General features: G+C 60.3%; 17 protein-coding genes. 5 read left to right on the top strand and 12 right to left on the bottom strand.

Going from position 1 to position 17,066, the window contains the following annotated elements; genetic code table 11:
- Window positions 1–86: 86 nt before the first annotated feature.
- Complete coding sequence (locus ACEF39_RS02100; protein ID WP_500286795.1) at window positions 87–566, top strand: DUF4440 domain-containing protein; 480 nt, start codon at window positions 87–89, stop codon at window positions 564–566.
- 22 nt (window positions 567–588) lie between these two features.
- Here the strand turns inward: ACEF39_RS02100 and ACEF39_RS02095 are convergent, their stop codons facing one another.
- Window positions 589–1,047: a hypothetical protein gene (locus ACEF39_RS02095; RefSeq protein WP_500286794.1), complete on the bottom strand. Its 459-nt coding sequence runs from the start codon at window positions 1,045–1,047 to the stop codon at window positions 589–591.
- Between the two features lie 233 nt (window positions 1,048–1,280).
- On the opposite strand from ACEF39_RS02095, the gene ACEF39_RS02090 reads away from it, so the two are divergent.
- Entirely contained in the window at window positions 1,281–1,709 is a 429-nt protein-coding gene (locus tag ACEF39_RS02090) for an XVIPCD domain-containing protein (protein WP_500286793.1), read from the top strand.
- A gap of 49 nt (window positions 1,710–1,758) precedes the next feature.
- Here ACEF39_RS02090 and ACEF39_RS02085 read toward each other — a convergent pair whose 3' ends face one another.
- The 8 genes from ACEF39_RS02085 to ACEF39_RS02050 all read right to left on the bottom strand — a co-directional run bounded on the left by ACEF39_RS02085 (window position 1,759) and on the right by ACEF39_RS02050 (window position 8,843).
- Window positions 1,759–2,856 (bottom strand): XVIPCD domain-containing protein, encoded by a 1,098-nt coding sequence (locus tag ACEF39_RS02085; RefSeq protein ID WP_500286792.1) that lies wholly within the window; start codon window positions 2,854–2,856, stop codon window positions 1,759–1,761.
- A 40-nt stretch (window positions 2,857–2,896) separates the two neighbouring features.
- Window positions 2,897–3,349 carry a hypothetical protein gene (locus ACEF39_RS02080; protein WP_500286791.1) on the bottom strand — a complete coding sequence of 151 codons (453 nt, stop codon included), beginning with the start codon at window positions 3,347–3,349 and terminating at the stop codon, window positions 2,897–2,899.
- Between the two features lie 267 nt (window positions 3,350–3,616).
- Complete coding sequence (locus ACEF39_RS02075) at window positions 3,617–4,765, bottom strand: YncE family protein (RefSeq protein ID WP_500286790.1); 1,149 nt, start codon at window positions 4,763–4,765, stop codon at window positions 3,617–3,619.
- Between the two features lie 179 nt (window positions 4,766–4,944).
- Window positions 4,945–5,961, bottom strand: coding sequence for an XVIPCD domain-containing protein (locus tag ACEF39_RS02070; protein ID WP_500286789.1), 1,017 nt, complete (start codon window positions 5,959–5,961; stop codon window positions 4,945–4,947).
- 2 nt (window positions 5,962–5,963) lie between these two features.
- The gene (locus ACEF39_RS02065; RefSeq protein WP_500286788.1) at window positions 5,964–6,593 is read right to left on the bottom strand and encodes a hypothetical protein; all 630 of its coding nucleotides are present in this window, start codon (window positions 6,591–6,593) and stop codon (window positions 5,964–5,966) included.
- Complete coding sequence (locus tag ACEF39_RS02060; RefSeq protein ID WP_500286787.1) at window positions 6,593–7,519, bottom strand: XVIPCD domain-containing protein; 927 nt, start codon at window positions 7,517–7,519, stop codon at window positions 6,593–6,595. Before ACEF39_RS02060 ends, ACEF39_RS02065 begins: the two co-directional genes overlap by 1 nt.
- Window positions 7,520–7,655: 136 nt before the next feature.
- Window positions 7,656–8,594, bottom strand: a complete 939-nt coding sequence (locus ACEF39_RS02055) for an XVIPCD domain-containing protein (protein WP_500286786.1) — start codon at window positions 8,592–8,594, stop codon at window positions 7,656–7,658.
- 9 nt (window positions 8,595–8,603) lie between these two features.
- Window positions 8,604–8,843: a hypothetical protein gene (locus tag ACEF39_RS02050; protein WP_500286785.1), complete on the bottom strand. Its 240-nt coding sequence runs from the start codon at window positions 8,841–8,843 to the stop codon at window positions 8,604–8,606.
- Between the two features lie 579 nt (window positions 8,844–9,422).
- Between ACEF39_RS02050 and ACEF39_RS02045 the strand changes: the two genes are divergently transcribed.
- The 3 genes from ACEF39_RS02045 (at window position 9,423) to ACEF39_RS02035 (ending at window position 10,946) form a co-directional block, all read left to right on the top strand.
- Window positions 9,423–9,650 carry a hypothetical protein gene (locus ACEF39_RS02045; protein WP_500286784.1) on the top strand — a complete coding sequence of 76 codons (228 nt, stop codon included), beginning with the start codon at window positions 9,423–9,425 and terminating at the stop codon, window positions 9,648–9,650.
- Between the two features lie 478 nt (window positions 9,651–10,128).
- Entirely contained in the window at window positions 10,129–10,497 is a 369-nt protein-coding gene (locus ACEF39_RS02040; RefSeq protein WP_500286783.1) for a hypothetical protein, read from the top strand.
- A gap of 98 nt (window positions 10,498–10,595) precedes the next feature.
- Complete coding sequence (locus ACEF39_RS02035) at window positions 10,596–10,946, top strand: hypothetical protein (RefSeq protein ID WP_500286782.1); 351 nt, start codon at window positions 10,596–10,598, stop codon at window positions 10,944–10,946.
- A gap of 422 nt (window positions 10,947–11,368) precedes the next feature.
- Here the strand turns inward: ACEF39_RS02035 and ACEF39_RS02030 are convergent, their stop codons facing one another.
- From ACEF39_RS02030 to ACEF39_RS02020, 3 genes are read right to left on the bottom strand one after another with little or no spacing between them, the layout of a single operon-like run.
- Window positions 11,369–13,423 carry an AIPR family protein gene (locus tag ACEF39_RS02030; protein ID WP_500286781.1) on the bottom strand — a complete coding sequence of 685 codons (2,055 nt, stop codon included), beginning with the start codon at window positions 13,421–13,423 and terminating at the stop codon, window positions 11,369–11,371.
- Between the two features lie 14 nt (window positions 13,424–13,437).
- Complete coding sequence (locus ACEF39_RS02025) at window positions 13,438–14,388, bottom strand: PD-(D/E)XK motif protein (protein WP_500286780.1); 951 nt, start codon at window positions 14,386–14,388, stop codon at window positions 13,438–13,440.
- Window positions 14,381–17,065 (bottom strand): Z1 domain-containing protein, encoded by a 2,685-nt coding sequence (locus ACEF39_RS02020; protein ID WP_500286779.1) that lies wholly within the window; start codon window positions 17,063–17,065, stop codon window positions 14,381–14,383. The genes ACEF39_RS02025 and ACEF39_RS02020 overlap by 8 nt, the downstream gene beginning before the upstream one ends.
- Between the last annotated feature and the right edge of the window lies 1 nt (window position 17,066).

The raw sequence follows: 17,066 nt of genomic DNA, 5'->3' as shown, positions 1-17,066 counted from the left end.
CGGACCCTGCCCCCGTTTCGTCAGCGACCGCTTACGGCGAGACAGCCCCCGTGCCAGTCTGCGCCGGTCCTCAACGGAGCCACGCCATGCTGCTCGCCCTGCCCCTGCTCGCCGCCGCAGTCGCCGGCACCTCCGCCGCCAGCGACACCCTGCGCGAGCAGATCCGCGCGGCCGACACGCAGCTGTTCGCCGCGGCGTTCGATGCCTGCGATGCCGACAAGGCCGCCGCGATGAGCACCGAAGACATGGAGTTCTTCCATGACAAGGACGGCAAGTCCGCCAACAGCCGCGAGGACTTCCGCCGCAGCGTGGCCAACCTGTGCGACAACGCGCGCAAGGGAGGCTGGCACCTGCGGCGTGAGCTGGTGGAGAGCTCATTGCAGGTCTTTCCGCTGCAGGACGATCGCGCCCTGGAAATGGGCGATCACCGCTTCCATGAGCGCGGCACCGATGGCGTTGAACGCTGGACCGGCCAGGCCCGTTTCATCCAGGTCTGGCGCCGGGTGAACGGTCAATGGCAGGCCGAGCGCGTGATCAGTTACGACCACCGTCCGGCGGACAAGTGATCGTCAGCGTCACAACTTCCGCTCAGTCGCGCAGATTGCTGGCGCGCGTCAGCATCCAGCAGCCGTAGCGGCGCGCGAAGGTGTAGGTATCTCGCTCGGTGTCGCTGCCGAACGTCACGCGCTGCCCGTTGTCATCGATCGGCTCGACGTGCGTGGGTGCGTTGTAGGTACCGGCGCGCATGCGCTCCAGTGCCGCCGGATCGCGGCTGACCGGTGAAGGCACGAACAGATCGAACGCGGCCAGGTGGCGGTAGCTGAAACGTTTCAACCGCGTGGCACCCTGCTCCAGCGTGACGTGCGTGGGCGCCAGCCCCTTGTGGTCGTCACGCACGGTGTGCATGGCCACCTCGTACTCCAGGGGGTCGGAGGTGTAGCGCAGGCGCACCCGGTCGTCGGCGGGGTCGGCGAAGCGTTGCAGGAAACGCGTGAAGTCCTGCGAAGGGCAAGCCGGATCGTCCGCCGCCACGGGCGTATCAGCCACTGCAATACCTGCGCAGACCCATAGCCCCACGCCCAGCAGCAACCGCACGGCCGCCTGTCCCCGTATCCGGATTGTCTCCCCGCGCACTGCCTTCTCCCTCGATCCCATTGCACCGGACGCCATCCCCTGCGTCGCCGGGCAACAGGCTAGCAACAAGCGGTTACCGGCGCAGCCCGCGACCGATTTACACTGGCACTATCTGGCCACACGGTAGCGGCCACACGGAGCCCCCAATGACCCCTGACGATTCCCTTCACCAGCAGATCCGCCAGAACGTGGCCGCACTGGACGAGAAGCACGGCCGCGCGTTCGACGCCACCAGCGAGAACGTGGCCGCCAGCCTGGCCGTCAAGGCCCGCGAACAGGGCCTGGAACGCGCCGACCACGTGGTGGTGAGCAATGCCACGTCCCAGCACCCGGCCGGGCACAACATCTTCGTGGTGCAGGGCGACCCGGCCAACCCGGCGCACCTGCGGGCGATGCTGCCGACCGCCGTGGCCGCGCAGACGCCGGCCGAGGAGTCGCTGCAGAAACTCGGGTTGGGTGGACAGCAGCCGGTGCAGGCTGAGCAGCAGACGCTGGATGCACAGGCGCAGGATCAGGATCAGGATCAGGATCAGGATCTGCAGCAGCAGCAGAATCCTGCGCATCGGATGGGGTGAACACCGCCAGGCGTCGATGCCATTGACGCCTTTGTGGCATGGGCCGATATCAGCCCATTCGCGGCTGGGCCTGCTGCGTCTGCTGCTGCAGTTGGTCTTCCTGCGCGACACGGCTGGACTCGCGACCCTGATGCTGCACGCTGGCTTGCTGGTACACCTCTTCAACCGTGCCCTGCTGGGCATCGGCCAGCGAAAGGCGTTGGCGGTTCGCTGCGGGATCCGGTGAGGCGTTGTCGCCCATGCGCTGCAGGAAGACGTAGCCGGGCGAATCCACAGCGCCGCCACTGCTGAAGGCCACCTGCAAGGTATCGCGTTCGGTGTAGCCGCCCTGCACTGCCAATCGCGTCAGGTGGCCCGCCAAGAGCTCGGGCTGCTGTCCCGGCGGCAGCCCTTGGCGCTCGGCGGCGTCGCCCAGCGCCGCGCGCACCCGCTGGTCGAGCGGATGCAAAGCGTCGCCCGGCACGCGTGCGTCGGCCAAACGCTCGCTGCTGCGCTCACCGATGTCGTCGTTCTCGCTCAGCAGGCGATGCTTCCACCTACGATCGGGCATCGGGTTGATTTTCGTACGATTGAGATCACTGTCGGGGAACGGCGGATCGATGCTGTCGACGCCGTGGATGTTACGCAGCGGACGATAACCGTCCTTGCCCCCACCCTTCATCTCCAGAGGAATGCGGACGTCCGGAAGAAGCTGGCCGGCGGGACCTCCCAGTGCATTCACGTCGATGCTTCTTTTCCGCTCGATGCCCGCGTGGTTCAGCGCTTCCCAGGTGAAGTCCACGCAGTTGTTGCGGACATCCTGGTAGTGCTTGCTGAAGCCGAACTTCTCCGGATCCGAGCCGAAGGCCTCGAGCTTCCTGTACTGCGCTTCGCTGATCTCGAGGGTGCGGGTGTGTCGTGGGTCCTTATAGACATCTGCGTCATCCGGCATGATGTCACCGGGCCCGTTGATGCTTCCGTGTACCTTGGGCGCGAACCCGAAACTCTTCGCTGGCTCGCCTGATGCATGCAGGACATAAAACATATGACCTGGAGAGGATGTCTGCGGAACACCGTCAAGGGCCTCCTGTAGACCGGTCTTCGGGTCCATCAGAGGCGTGCCAGGTGCGGCGATGACGATCTCTACGGTATAGCGGGGCTTATCCATAAGGTGGCTCTTTCAGTTCCTTCCAAGGGTGAGATGCTGACTACTTTCCAACCGGGCGGGCGGCGTGGACCTTCAAACGAGCCGAATAGTGCTTCAACTCGGCGCTGGGCTGAACCGTGCGCACATCCAGCCGGTAACGGGCATCAAGATCCAACGGCAGGGCAACGATGCTCCATCGATACTGGCCACCGCTGCCCGCGCTCAACGCTGCATAGCGCCAGACAGTGGAGGTGTGCCATGCAGGAAGCGGCTTCCCCGCGTTAAGCGCGAGTGCCTGGTAGCTGTCATGGGTGGGAACGTCCTGCCAGGCACCTGCGCCCCATCGCTGCAGTGACACCTCAAAGGGAATATTCAACTTGCGCATGTCCGGTTCGCCGTTCTCGCGCCCACCTTGCCGTTGCACCTCAAGCTCCAGCGCATAGGTGCGGCCTGGATCGAAATTGCGCGCATTCGCTTCGAACTCGAACCGTACCTCCTGGCCCAGCTGATCCACAGCGATCGGCTGCGTGAGGTCCAGCGGCTCGGGTGGGACAGGATCACGGCTGGAACAGGCGCCCAGCACGGAGCTCAAGATGATCAACAGGCCGACGCGCAGCCAGCGATGGATACACAGCATGATTCAGACCCTTTGGCTCCCTGCCATGGGCTTCAACCCTAGCGGGTTGGCGGTCGGCACTGCAACCGGGCAAAGAAAAAGGCAGGGCAAAAGCCCTGCCTTCTTCACGCGTCAGGACGCCGGGCGTGGCCCAGCGTCATCGCATCACAGCTGAATCCGCGCCACGCTCTCTTCCGAGCCCTTGGCGTCCTTCTCACCGTTCTTGATGCTCACGTACAGCACGTTGTTCTTCGCATCCAGCGCCAGGCTGTTCGGGTGCGTCGGCACGGCGTAGGTGGCCACCTTCTGGTAGCTGTCGCTGTTGTACGCGGTCACCGTACCGGCTTCGCGGTTGGTCACGTACAGGCGCTTGCGCGGTGCATCCAGCAGGATGCCCAACGGGCCGGCATCGGTCGGGATGCTGGCCAGTTCCTTGCCATTGCTGCGGTCGAGCACCAGCACGCGCTGGCCCGGATGCTTGCTGACCAGCCCGCTGCTCTTGGCCTGGTAGCCACGCAGCATTTCCGAGCCCTGGTCGGTCACGAACAGTCGCTTGCCGGCCGGATCCAGCGCGATGTTCATCGGCTGCTCGGCGGCGATCTTGTACTGGGCCTCCACCTTGTTGGAGTCGGTGCCGACCACCACCAGATCGGCCAGCAGATTGCTGGTGTACACGCGCTTGTTGGCGGCATCCAGCGCCAGGCCCGGCGCCTTGGCATTGCCCAGGCCCGGAATGGTGTTGAGCACCTTCAGGGTGTTGGTATCGATCACGAACAGCACGCTGCTCACATCCGGCTGGCTGCTGTGGCCGGTCACGTACAGGCGGTTGGCGGCACTGTCGACCACCAGCTCGCGCAGGTCGTGGGTGTAGGCGGCCTTGCCGTCCTTGCCGGTCTTCTTCTCCATCAGCTGCACGGTGCCGATGGCCTTGTTCTGTGCGGTGTCGACCACGGTCACCGACAGGTCCACGGTGTTGCCCACGTACAGGCGGTTGTGGGCGTCGTCCAGCACCACGCCGAACGCCTTGCGCTCCAGCGGGATGCGGGTTTCCACGGCGAGCGTAGTGGGGTTCAGGCGCAGCACCTGGGCCGGGCCACCGTCATCGCCGAAGCCGCCGGACGAGGCAACGAACACCGCGTTCTGCTTGGGGCTGTAAGCCAGCTCGTACAGACCCTGGGCGACGGCCTGGCGCTGCACGGCGGCGGCAGGGCTGGTGGCGGTGGCGGCGTCAGCGGCGAAGGCGGTCGGAGCACCGAGGCTCAGCGAAACGGCGACGGCCAGCGCGGCCGAACGGAAAAGGGAATTGCGGATCATGCGAGCGTCCTTCAATGGGCACGGAGGGTGTCCTGGCTCGCGGGGCCGTTCTTCGACGGCCCGGTCCCGCATCTGTCTGCGCGGGGTGGGCTGGCTGGGTAGCGGGAGAATGGTAGCAGGTGGGGACCGTGGCGTCCGCCTGGGGATGCATGGCGGACGCGCTGTTCGGTGCTGCGCACCTAGACCAGGCGCGGGGCGTGCGTCTGGGCCAGCGGCTGCTCTTCCTGTTGCCGCTGGGCATCCCGCTGCGGCTGCGCAAGCGCCAGTTGCTCGATGCGCTCGAAGGAGGCCACCGCCGGCGTCTGCGCGGCGATGTCAGCCGGCAGGCTGGCGCGCTGATGCGCCGGGTCGCTGCGGTCGCCCTGCACGATGAAGAGGTTGGGCGCTGCATCGCCACGGCGTTCGCCGAGCAGCACGTCGTCTACGCGGGCGAACTGCTGCTCTTTGGAGAGTGCGAGAAGGCTGGCGCTGACGTTGCCCGTGTCTGCGCCGAAGGCATTCATGGCAACCACGCGCTCGTGGATCTGATTCAGTCGGGGATTGTCGGCGTGGTTGGGGTCGCCCGGCGTACCGGTCCAGGCCAAGACATCTGCACGGGCGGGATCATTGATGTCCGTGGACCACCGCTGTATCGCATTGGTCTGCACGGGCATCGGCTTCCATTCTTCCCGGTCCAGCTCGCTGCCTTTCACTTGTGGCCGGATGCTCTGCACCGGTCCGATGTTGTCCAGCACCTTCAACGTACCTTCGTACGTCTTGAACTCACCGAAAATGGTGTTGCCGTGAATACCGGCGTGGTTCAAGGCGCCCCAGGCGAAGTCCACGCAGGAGTTGGAGGCAAGGTTGTAGTTCTTTGCATCGAAGCCGTGCTTCTCGGGATCTTTGGCGAACTCGACGATCTTGTTGTACTGCTCCTGCGTAATCTCGATGGTGCGTTGATAACGTGGGTTTTCATACGTACGCAGATCGTAATCAACAACCTTCCCGAGATCGTTGTTGCCGGGAATTGGCGTTCGGGTGTAGCCGAAGCTCTGCCGCGGCTCAGCGGAGCCCACTCGATCAAGCGACAGGAACATGTGCCCGACATCGGAGACGCCAACCTGCTTCCGTTCATCATTTTCCAAGGCCACCAAGGGCGTACCTGGCGCGGCCAGGTGGACCGTCAAGGTGATTCGTGCAGCAGAGTCCTTTTGCATGCTTACTTCCCGCGTTGTTGGTAACCAACCATCAATTCAATCTGAAGCCCTTCCAGATCAGGGCGATCCTCCAGCAGATCAATCCGGAGACGATATCGGCCTCGCTCCCCGAGACCGACGCTTCCCCACTGCAGTTCGCTGTAGCTCAGTCGCTGGGAAAATAGTCCCGCTTCGGCCAATGTACTCACTGCAACATCCGATCCCCAAAGCCGTTCACCCACAATGTCCGTAGACAGCTTCATCTGGCTGCGCCCGTCGTCGGAAACTCTCCACAACGGAATGGGTTCGGGCGATGAGGCACCCAGCCGCTCCAGTTGCACACGTGCCTTGAGTCCGTCGCGCTGAATGCGGTCGGTCACCGCACGAGCCTCTGCGGGCTCTTCCCCCTCGCTTCTGAGGCCGATAACCAACGTTGGACTGGCAGGCGGCTCCGGCTTTGGCGCCTCAAAGGTCACATCCACGATGCGCCCCGCCTTGTCCAATCGCACGCCGCGCGTGAAAGGCACCACGGTACGAGCATCAGCCTCGGCCCGGGTCAGCAGCTTCGGCACTTCAGCTGGCGGTGAGGCGCTGCCGCAGCCCACCAGCAAGGCAAGCGCCGCAGACGCAACAACCGCACGCACCGTCCGCATCATTGCTCCTTCAACCGCAGCGAATCGGCCACGTCGGTCTGCGCCGCCACTTCGGTGGCGATGCTCGCGCGGCGGTGCCCCGGGTCATCGCGGTCACCCTGCACAATGAAGATGCTCTCGGCCTCGTGGCTGCTCTTGGTCGGCCGGCTGAGCAGCACGTGGTCCACGCGGGACAGGTTGTTCTGCTTGGCCAGCACCAGCAGGCTGGCGCTGATGCGCTGGCTGGTGTCGTCGAAGGTGCGCCCGTGTGCGGCGTCCAGCTCGGCCACCTTCTGGATCAGCTGCGCGAACAGCCGGTGGTCCGGGTGCGAGGGATCCAGCAGCGTGCCCGCCACTTCCATCGGGCTGGGCGGCGGCTCGTGGCTCGGTCGACCGCCTTCGCGGTGTAGCTCGGCCTCGCGTTCGGGCATCGGGTGATGCTGTTCGCCATTCAGCTCGCTGGCCGGGAACGGCGCAGCAATGCACTGGATCTCCGGCAGGTTGAACAGCACCGCGAACTCGCCCAGGTCGCTGCCACCGTCCAACGGTGCCGGCTGCGAATGCAGGCCGGCGTAGTGCAACGCGGCCCAGACGAAATCGCTGCAGCGGTTGATGGTGGCCGGGCGATCGACATCGAACTCGAACTCGGCCGGCTCCTCGGCGAAATCGCGCAGGCAGCCGTAGTGCTCCTCGCTGATTTCCAGGGTGCGGCTGTAATACGGGTCGCGGTGCTCGTCGGCGTCGTCGTGCACGACCTCGGCGTACTGCACACCGGCAGCGGCATCACCGGGCGGCGGGCGCGGCGGTGCGAAGCCGTAGCTGTGTGCTTCCTCGCCGGCGGTGGTCTGGAAATACATGTGGCCGCGCGGCGAGCTGCCGCCGCTGTTCAGCGGGGTGCCGGGCGCGGCCAGAAAGAGGGTTACCGTGTAGCGTGTTGCTTGCTCCATGCCTGCTCAGCCTTGTTGGGTACTGCGGTCCTGGCCGGATGATCGCATAGGTGGGTTCACGGGCAGGTGGAGAGAAAAGCAGCACAGGGGCCGAAGCCCCCGAAACTGTGATCTACCATGCAGTACTCGGCCTGGGTCAACCCATTTGCATGGGCGCCCGGCTCTGTTCCAGCACGGGCTCCTGCTGTACCGCCAAGGCACGTTCCTGCTGGCTTTGCGAAATCTGCTCGACCTTGGCGAACGACTGCTCCACTGGCGTTCGGGCTGCTTCCTCTGCCGTCATAGAGGCTCGCACATGCGCAGGATCGTTGAGCTCGCCCTGCACGACGAATAGACGCTGTGCTGAGCCATCAGCGGGGGTATTGCCCAGTACAACATGATCGACGCGCTCCAGCCCATTTTCCTCGGCGGTGGCCAGCAACCCCACCGAGATGCGCTCACTAGTTCCGTCGTAGGCCCGACCGTGCCTCTCATCAATGCCCGCTACGCCCTTGCGGATGGTGTCGAGCATCTCGCGATCGTTGCCTGGCAATTGCTCATCGCTGATGAGGCGTTGCTTCAGGGTTCGGTCCGGCATCTTGTTGTAATGCTCGATGTTCAACTCACTATCGGGAAACGGTGCGCGGATGCTGCGGATGTACTCGACATTGGTGAGCGGCTTGAGTCCGCCTTGGAAATCCTTGTCCTGCATGAAAAGCGCATTGGTGCGATGGAGCCCCGCGTGATTCAGCGCGCCCCAGGTGAAATCAATGCAGCTGTTGTTGAGCCCGTGATACTCCGTATTGAACCCGTGCTTGTCCGGCGCGGCACCAAATTCCTTGAGCTTTTCGTACTGATCTTTCGAGATTTCGAGCGTTCGTTGGTAGAAGGGATTCTGGTACTCCCGCGCGTCAGAGTCGTAAACCTTGCCGGGGCCGGTCGTCGCCCCGTGCTCCTTCGGCGCAAAGCCATAGCTGATGCTCTCACGGCCATTATCCACTGTGTAATAGACGTGGCCTGCGGTAGATGTTCCGCCCTCCAACAGCGGGGTTCCTGGCGCCGCAACGTAAATTGTCACGCGATATCGTTCGTCCATGAAAGGCTCCTATTTCGACTTATGCTTGTAGGCGACCATCAATTCTGCCGGGATCGGCGCGAGATGCACTGGTGGGTCAAGTAACTCCACACTCAGGCGGTACCTGCCCGGAGAGAGGTTCTGGCCCCATGCCATCGCCAGTTGCTTGTAGTGCCCCTGCGGATTGGACAGACCTGCCGCTTCGAGTGAGGTGTCGTCCACGTCATCAAGCCAGACCGTTGAAACGCGTCCATCAACGTTGATCGGCACGAGAGTGGCAGCCCTTCCTGGCTGCTGCTCAACACGGACGAGTGGAGCACTTGCCTCACTCATTTCCCCGAGCTGAGTGAGGTGCACGCGTGCAGGCAGACCAGCGCTTCGAATCATCAAGGCCCGCTCCTGCGCTACGGCGCCATCTTCCCCACTTACGCGGACGGCAACCAGGAGCGTTGGCGCGGCGTTTCTACCGGGCGGCTCCAGATTGAACTCTACGACCATGGGCTCAGCCATTGACGTCAAAGTAAGCGGCCTGACAAGCGGCACGTTGTTTTGTGCAGCACTGGAAGACGTCTCAGATCGCGGTGGGGAAGTCTGTGCCTGGCAAGCGCTCAGCAGAAGAAAAGCCAAGCATGCTCCCGCTCTCAGCATCCGTCGTCCCATCGCCCGTCCTCGCGTCAGCTTTGATTGATAGGTGTGTTTTCACCAGGCCTTCTTATACACCCAGGCCTAAAAGCAATCTACGACGACTGTCACTACAGAGCGGACAGTTACCGCCGGGCCCGCAGTAAGTCGAATTCACATCCCATGTCTTGAGACGCACTTCAGCCATCCTCCCCTCCCCACTGGAGGATGACCATTACCAAGATCCACCCCACATGGCTGGACGCCTTCGACAAGGAGCTCCTCCACCTGTTCGCCATCGACCACCGCGATGCTGGCATGGATGAGTACCTGCTGGGCTGCTACGCAGACCTGCCGCCGCGCGAGGCGGCGCTGGCGTTCGGCAGCGACTACGACCTGGAGCGCGACGATGCGCTGTGGCCACGACCGGGATTGGCGCCTCAGATCGAGCGGTGACGTATTCGCCACTCTTTGCATCGCGGCCCCGATAGCGAGCTGTCGCAATTGGGACAGCACCACACCGAAACCGTGCAGCGTGATGCCCATACGCGTGACGGCTTAACATCGCTCGAAAGCCCTGCGCTGCAGGAGATGTGCCGCTTCCGTGCTATGCGACAATGCCGTAAGCGTCAGCATTTGCAGCCTCAGTAAGCTGCGACTTCTTGGCATTTGGCATCTGTGCGGGTACACCTTGGAATGCCACCGAAAAAGGGTGGCGCGGGTGTCGAAAGCCCGTTCAGTAACCATGTGTTTTACGCTTGTCAGCCGGCGTCACCTCTGTGTGGCGCCGGCTGGCAATCCGTTCGCGTTCCATGGCGGGCGGTGCGTGGGGGTCTTCGGACCCACCGGCTTGGTTACTGTCCGGCTTTCGAACCACGCATCGTCCGCCGCCTCTATCGGTGGCGCTGCTGTCTGTCTTGTACGGAGCATTGCCATGAACGCATCGGAATTCCGTCCCCTGCACGCGCAGTACGATCCGGCCAACGCCGAGCCGGAGCACGAACTGTCCGCCGATCCCAACGCCTTCGTCGCCACGCTGCGGCGCATTGGGGCGGGGGCAGCCTCAGATGGCCAGCCTTGGCCGGAGCGACATCAACTGCCTGGGCGCTGTCTTGAACTGGCGGACGCGGACTGCGCTCTGGCGGGCCTGCGTGTGGTGCAGGAGGTGTTGCTGGCAGCGGAGCGCACGCGGCACAACGGAGCACCGGAGGAGTACCTGGGGGATCGGGTGATGGAAGGGCTGATGATGGCGTGCGTGGGGTTGACTGCGCAGGTTGTTGAGCGGTTGCAAGTGCGGGAGTAGCCCGGTTGGGCTCGGCCCTCTGCCGCCAAGCTGCGGGCCGTTGACGCGTTGTCGCGGCTCAATCGCTTTGTCGTCTCTCCCTATCTGTAGAGCTTCCAATGAAGCCTGTGATCTATGGCGTTGTCCTGCTGGCGGCGCTTTCTGCTGCGATCGCCAGCCGTCATCTACCCAAGGCTGGCCTGGCACCGGGGGCGTTTCGGAAGGTGTCCGACGCTGAGTTTGCTGTCATGCGCGAAGAAGCCGTTCGACTTGTGCGCGGGGGCGTGGTGCAGGACGCGGGGTACCCAAGAGAGAGGTACTTCGAGGTCAGCTGTGACGACACCCCCGTGATGCTGGTGGACAACTCGTTGGAGCAGCTTGTGATTGTGATGTATGCGGGCAGGGAGATTGATGTTTCCTGCGTTGAGCCGATGCTGTCGCATTGGAGTCCGCGAATTGTGCCGGAGTAACTGGTGAGTGGAATCGATGCCGAGATGTTGGCGCCTAGAACCCATCGAGGAAGCAGCTATCTGCCTCCGCCTTTGCAAGCAGAAATAATCCCTTTGTCTAGATGTGCGAACCGGATGATTCGGACCCTCATGAATCTAGAAGAATCGGGGCCTCTAGCGACACGGGGCATAAATTGGTTAATGAGGAAGTGGCGCTCGCTCGAGCGTGTGATGAGGGCATTCGGCATCGTGCGAACCTGACAGCGAGGGTTACGCTCCCAGGATGACCGTGACTATACCCGCACCCGAAAGGACGCGCCCCATGAATGAGATAGTGGACCAGGAAATACCGCAACAGGCGCACACTGAAAACTGAGCATAGCGCACTTACTGCACATGGTTGACGCGCCAGATACTCTGGTCGCCAAGACTGGCAAGTCAGCTTAAGCGAAACCTTTGGAAACAGCTCGCTTAAATGCCTCTTGGAGCTTCTCAAGTCGGAATCCGCGAGGCGCGAAATCAGACGCTATTGCCGCCCACTCAACGACACTGGCCTCACCTTCTGTAAGTGCACCTTCGACCCCGTTCCAAGCTTGGAGGCGCTTCCAGGTCCCGTCCTGCCAAAGCTCTCTCGCGTGATCCCTCCAAGGGCGCCGCACACGTCGGTCATTGCTAGCGGGCACAGCCCACGCAAGGAACTCCGGCGAGAGCTCAACATTGCTCTCCTTGACACGCACCCAGCACGCCTCCCTCTTCACCCACTCAGTCACAAGCCGGTTGCGAACCTGTTCTTCGGGAATTTCCATGAGCAATGGCAGCACCTTGCGCGCAACACGCATTGCCTCTTCAACGAGCTTTTTCGGAGCTCGCTGCCCCCTCCAGACCTCGCGATAGTTAGGCTGCAAGCCCGCATCAAAAAGCCTAGAGCTCATCAATGCGACCGTGTACGAGGTGAGAGGTCTAACAATGGAACCTGGATACCAGTCTTGGCCGGGAATGGCGGCATCGATTGCGCGAATGATAATCGCCCGACCGACGAGCCGCTGAAAGTAATTCTCATCGAACAGTGCGGGATCCTTGTTCCACGCCTGCATGACGACCCTGCCAAAATTACCAATGTTTTTTTGGGCACCCTGACTTACGTAATGCGGACTCCCATCGAAAGTTGAATCAAAGCGAGCAACGTCCGTCTTCGTCAGAACCTGCTTCTTGGGATTTAGAATTTGCCAGAACTTTGCCTCGAGGGGCTTCTTCCTCTTCAGCTCAACCTTATAGCTACCCGCCGTACGCTCGAAGTACCAGTAGGTATTACCCTCGCCCGGCGCACTTGGCGGCGCAAGGGTTTGACGAGATATAGTCTCAATCCGTTTGAAGTACGCGTGACCGGCAAAAAGATCGGACGCCGATACCGCATTCTGCGCGTTCGCGAAACGAGCGATGTTGTGAACAGAGTCTTCAAAGCCATCCTCAGGAAGCTGGGAGAGCTTCATTTGGACCCTTACTCGCGAGAGGTCGACACCCGCTTTGCTGGCCCAATACAGAGACGCGGTCGTCTGCCCTCCATTCACAATCTGCAGGCCCTTGACGCCAGCGATCTCCAATGCACCTCCGACCAATCGGCTTGATAACTCTGACACGGTAACAGTTAGCCCGTTGTTGTAGGCAAAGAACATACCAGGCTCGACCTTCAGAGTTTCCCTAATTCCCTTATTTACCTTTCGACCATCCCCTAGAAATGCTCGAACGTTCTGCTCCAGAATCCGCCCACCGAAGCGGTCATAAAGACTAGCGAGAATGGAGCCAGGTAGAACGCACATGTACGATTCATACCTCGCCTCGTCATCCATGCCGGCCTTAAGAGCTGGAATTCCCTGCCCGTACTCTGATGGGAAGTCGATCAGAATTTCCTCTCGCCCACTCGTTGAAGCGTCCATACGAGCAAGTCTTGCGATATCCCAAAGGTGCAACTCGACCTTTTGGGGGCCAAGTGACAACTCCGGCATCCTCCCAATGGACGAGCCTAGTGGACGATCCGATATCAAGTAGATGCAAGCCTTGGTCATCTCTCCAGTTGTCGTAAAGGAGAAGATCTCATTACATACGGCGTGAGCTGCATGACTTTCATCCCAAGAGCTTGCGAGGGCTTCATGTGCACTCCCCTCCAAGAACTTGAAGGCAGCCGTAACTGCCCGCCTTGCTTCATCAGTGAGAATCGGCTCCGGCACTTCGTCACCGGAGAAGATGGCTACGACGAGATTGAGAACCCCATCAACCGGGGAGAAGCTGTAGGCATCCAACTGCACAGCCGAACCACGAGACATCTTTCCCGATACCCGGCAGACGTTGTACTCAGTGAACTCCTCCCCAACTTCTAAGATCGCGCAAGCGCGATCGACAAACCTCGTCGAGGTGTAGCCCATCCCAGCGGCTTGCTCAGCGCCAATCTCGCCAAGCAGCGCAGAGCGAAATGAAGTCACCTCTTCATCCATGATCACCATTGTCCGTCTCCCATCTAGTGCAAAATTGTCTCAATAGGTACGACGAAGGAAGTTAGTGACGACAGATCTAGAACGTAGCTAGCCCTCACTACTCGCGAGTCGATTTCCGACCTCAGAATTCTCGGGAATCCCTCTCCAACTGAGTAGCTAGAGATCCCCGAAACACGGTATTTGATAGCATTGTATACATCGTTTCGCAGGTAGCCGCGCTTGAGTAGCGCGACCTCCAAGCGATCCTCCATGGTCAAGCTATGAGCTCTTGCCACACCCAAAACGTCAGCGCACACCTCATTAAGGGATCTCGCAGACTCACCATGCGCCTCAGCCAGCTCGATAGTCACCAAGAACAAAGCCAGTTGGCTAGCTTGTAGTTGCTCTAGTGATGATATTTGCACGTGTGGGCGGGACCCGGATGATCTTGTCTTGATCTCAAGGATCATTCGTTCTAGTGCGAAGTCTTGCGGGTGATCATCGGGCGCCACCCACGAAGAGATTGCCGCCTCTACACCAACCGAGAGCATCAAACGTTCAAGCATCACTAGCTCTCCTATCAGTCCCCTGACTTCATGCGCGTCCATCGCATCGGTCCGCGCCCGGCTCATCAGTAGGTGCCAGTGCTCCAAACGTCGGAAGAAGCGCCGTGCTGCATCGTCTTGCGAGCCGCCGATACATGAGTAGGCAATGACATCCCTGCACAGCGTCAGAAAGACATCTTGGTCACCCGGCCGTCTGAGAAACATGCGGACCTCTGGAATGTCATCATCGGACGCAGTGGAAATATCCACGCCCCGTAGGCTAGGCAAGTCCCTTGGCATCCAAGCAGGTGCCACGCCCCGGAGAACCAAGCCAAGCGCCCCTCCTTGGGCACGAGCCCAGTAGTAGTCTAGAGGATGCTCTTGGGCAATGCGCCTACCTACAATTCTGTCAGAAGTTCCGCTGAGCGAAGACCAAGGATTCTCAATCATCTACTAGAACCTCTTCATCTTCATACTCATCTTCCGGCGACCCGAACAGCTCCCTGTACGCAATCAAGTTGGCGGTGTAGAACACCAACTTATCTCTCTCACCCACGGCCAAACCCGGGAAGCTTAGTCCGTAGGCGGCGTGAATCTGATCACCATCTTCCACAGCTTTAAAGAGATGGAGGATAAGAAGGGGCCGTGATCGCTGCGCCCTGTAGATGTGGTCCGGTACGTTGCTCGACTTCCCCTGATGCGCTTCCAGCGCCGCTGCCACTTGTGGGTCACTCAGTCCAGCTCGCTCAATACCTCGCGAGGCAACTCGTCGCTTCGTTCCAGATACAAGCAACGCCCTCTCGAACCGCTGGGTTTTACCTATCGTCACGGCACGGCTTTGAAGCCCAATTGTCAGACCGTGAACTTCAACTTCTGATGCTTCGGACTTAGAACTTGAAACCAGAACGACGTCCCAGCTAGAAAGATCTCTCTCTCGTATGTACTCGATCAGAGGGGCGCGCTGCATATCCAGCTGACCTGGATGTACGCCAAAGCTCGATATGAAGTCCAAGACACGCTCGGATCTCACGCCAGTGAATAGATGACTAGGAAGCGCGCCTCTGCCATGGGGCAGTGGAACGCAACCGTCCGACATCATTTTCGCAATGGCATCTTCAACTGCAGCGACGTTCGCCGTTCGCGCTGAATCCGTCGCAATAATGACTGAGGTCTCAACCATCTTTCCAGAAAGTGACACCTCACGGACAATCTGCTCGGTATTTTGCATCTTGTTTCGCGCTGTCACCATTAGCGTTCCAGGATGGCTGCGAACTGCAAAACCGAAGTCCATCGGAGTCAGCCCATTGAGCTCCATCCTTCTAATCTCGTCCCTCAGTTCCTCAGTCGCATCTGCGATGAATCCGTACCAGTCCGCAGCTTCCTTCTTGAGAAACAGACGGCAAAGGTCCTTGTATCCATCTCGATAGCCGAACCATCGCCCCATCTGCAAAAGTGTGTCGTACATCTGGGTATTTCGAAGGAAGTAGCTGATCGTAAGACCTTCCAAGGTGAATCCACGGGAGAGCGAGTTTCCACCCACTGCAATGACGTTGAGCCCGCTCTCGCCATGCGCTCGGTAATCGAGCTTTCCGGATGACTTGGAGGCATTAACCTCGATCACCACCATGCCGGCGGCAGCCTTATGCAGCTGCGCCTGCACGCCGGTCCAGTCCTCATCCCCACCAGCATAGAACTTCCTCCAAGTAGCATGAAGCGAGCGGATGAAGGGATCTCTGAGGGCAGAAGTTTCTGGCAAGGCGAAACGGTTTTGAATGGCGGACTGCAGCTCGATCAGATAGCTCGATATATTTCTTGCCACTTCACTCTGAACTCCTGTGAAGCGCGACACATTCACAAGCATCGAGTGGTGCTTACTGGCCTGCCCCCGGAGAACCCGAATCGCCTTTGACAGCACAAAGCAACCGATAGCCTCGATCAGACTCGGGTGCAGCCCTTCAACGCGCCAGTCAATCTTGTGGGATAGAGGCAGCCATTCGTCGGTCCTTTCCAAGTCTACGGTCAGTCCAGCGGAACCTTCGCCAAAGAAGGAGTGGGGGCCAACATAGTTAGTTGCCGCCTCCAGCCCCACAACAAAATCTCGCGGGAAAAGGTCCTTGCCTTGAAGAGCGCTCTCAACATCAGGATCAATGAAGATATTGGCGAACGGAGTAGCCGTATAGCCAACATACGCATTTCGGGTCGACAAGCCTAATAGGTCTCGGATAAGACGATTGATCGTCTTGGGCGCATTGGGGTCCTTCGAAGTATCTACAGACGCATTGTCGGCCTCGTCATCAATCACGAGCATCGGAAGCGTGAGGCCGCCCTGAGAAGCACTTGTACCGCGGATCCAGTCGATCAAGTTGTTCAGAATGGAGGGATGCTTCTTAATGACAAGAATGACAGGCTCGCTACTATTCTGAAGTGGATTCCCCCAGCCGTCCGCCCTAGCCCGACTGAAATCGTGCGCACGACTTGTGAAGGCGCTTGCGGTAAAGCTAGGATTGAAGTTACCAACTCCAACGCGGTCGGCATTGACTTGGCGACTGAGTATCTGATCGCTGTCTCGCCCGACAAATCCTGAATCGACGCGCTCCTGTGTCTGAGATCGAAGATTATTATGGACACCGGCGATTAGTACGATGACCCTATACCCGGCATCTGCCGCCTTATTGATCACTCCAAGGTAGTTGGCCGTCTTTCCGCTCTGCACATGACCAACCACCAAGCCTCGACGAGACCAAGTGCCATCAATCTTGGGGTCACCGGCCAAGTCAACAATTGTGTCTGTTACGCCTGCAATTGCATTAACGACAGTCTCCGACATGCCGCCGGCAATCAGGTAGTCCCGATAGCGCTTCCAGTATCGGAAATCAATCTGATGGGCGCGACCAAGCAACCACGGCTTGTGTCCAGGGGCTTGGATCGTATGTGAGGGTCCAAGTACTACCTCAAACTCTCGTTCGATCTGCTTGGAGATCTGGACTACCTCCGCCTCGGAGAGGCTTGGTGATATGAACGGAAGCGCGGCAATCCCGCTAACAACCTCAAGAATTTCAGGTGGACTGCGCGCCGCGCGCTGCGCCATCGCCGCCCGAGAAAGCGTCAAAACTTGGTCGTAACTCATA

This window comes from Stenotrophomonas indicatrix (genome assembly GCA_041545745.1).
Classification (GTDB): Bacteria; Pseudomonadota; Gammaproteobacteria; order Xanthomonadales; family Xanthomonadaceae; genus Stenotrophomonas; species Stenotrophomonas indicatrix_A.
This window is presented reverse-complemented; position numbering and strand designations above follow the sequence as displayed.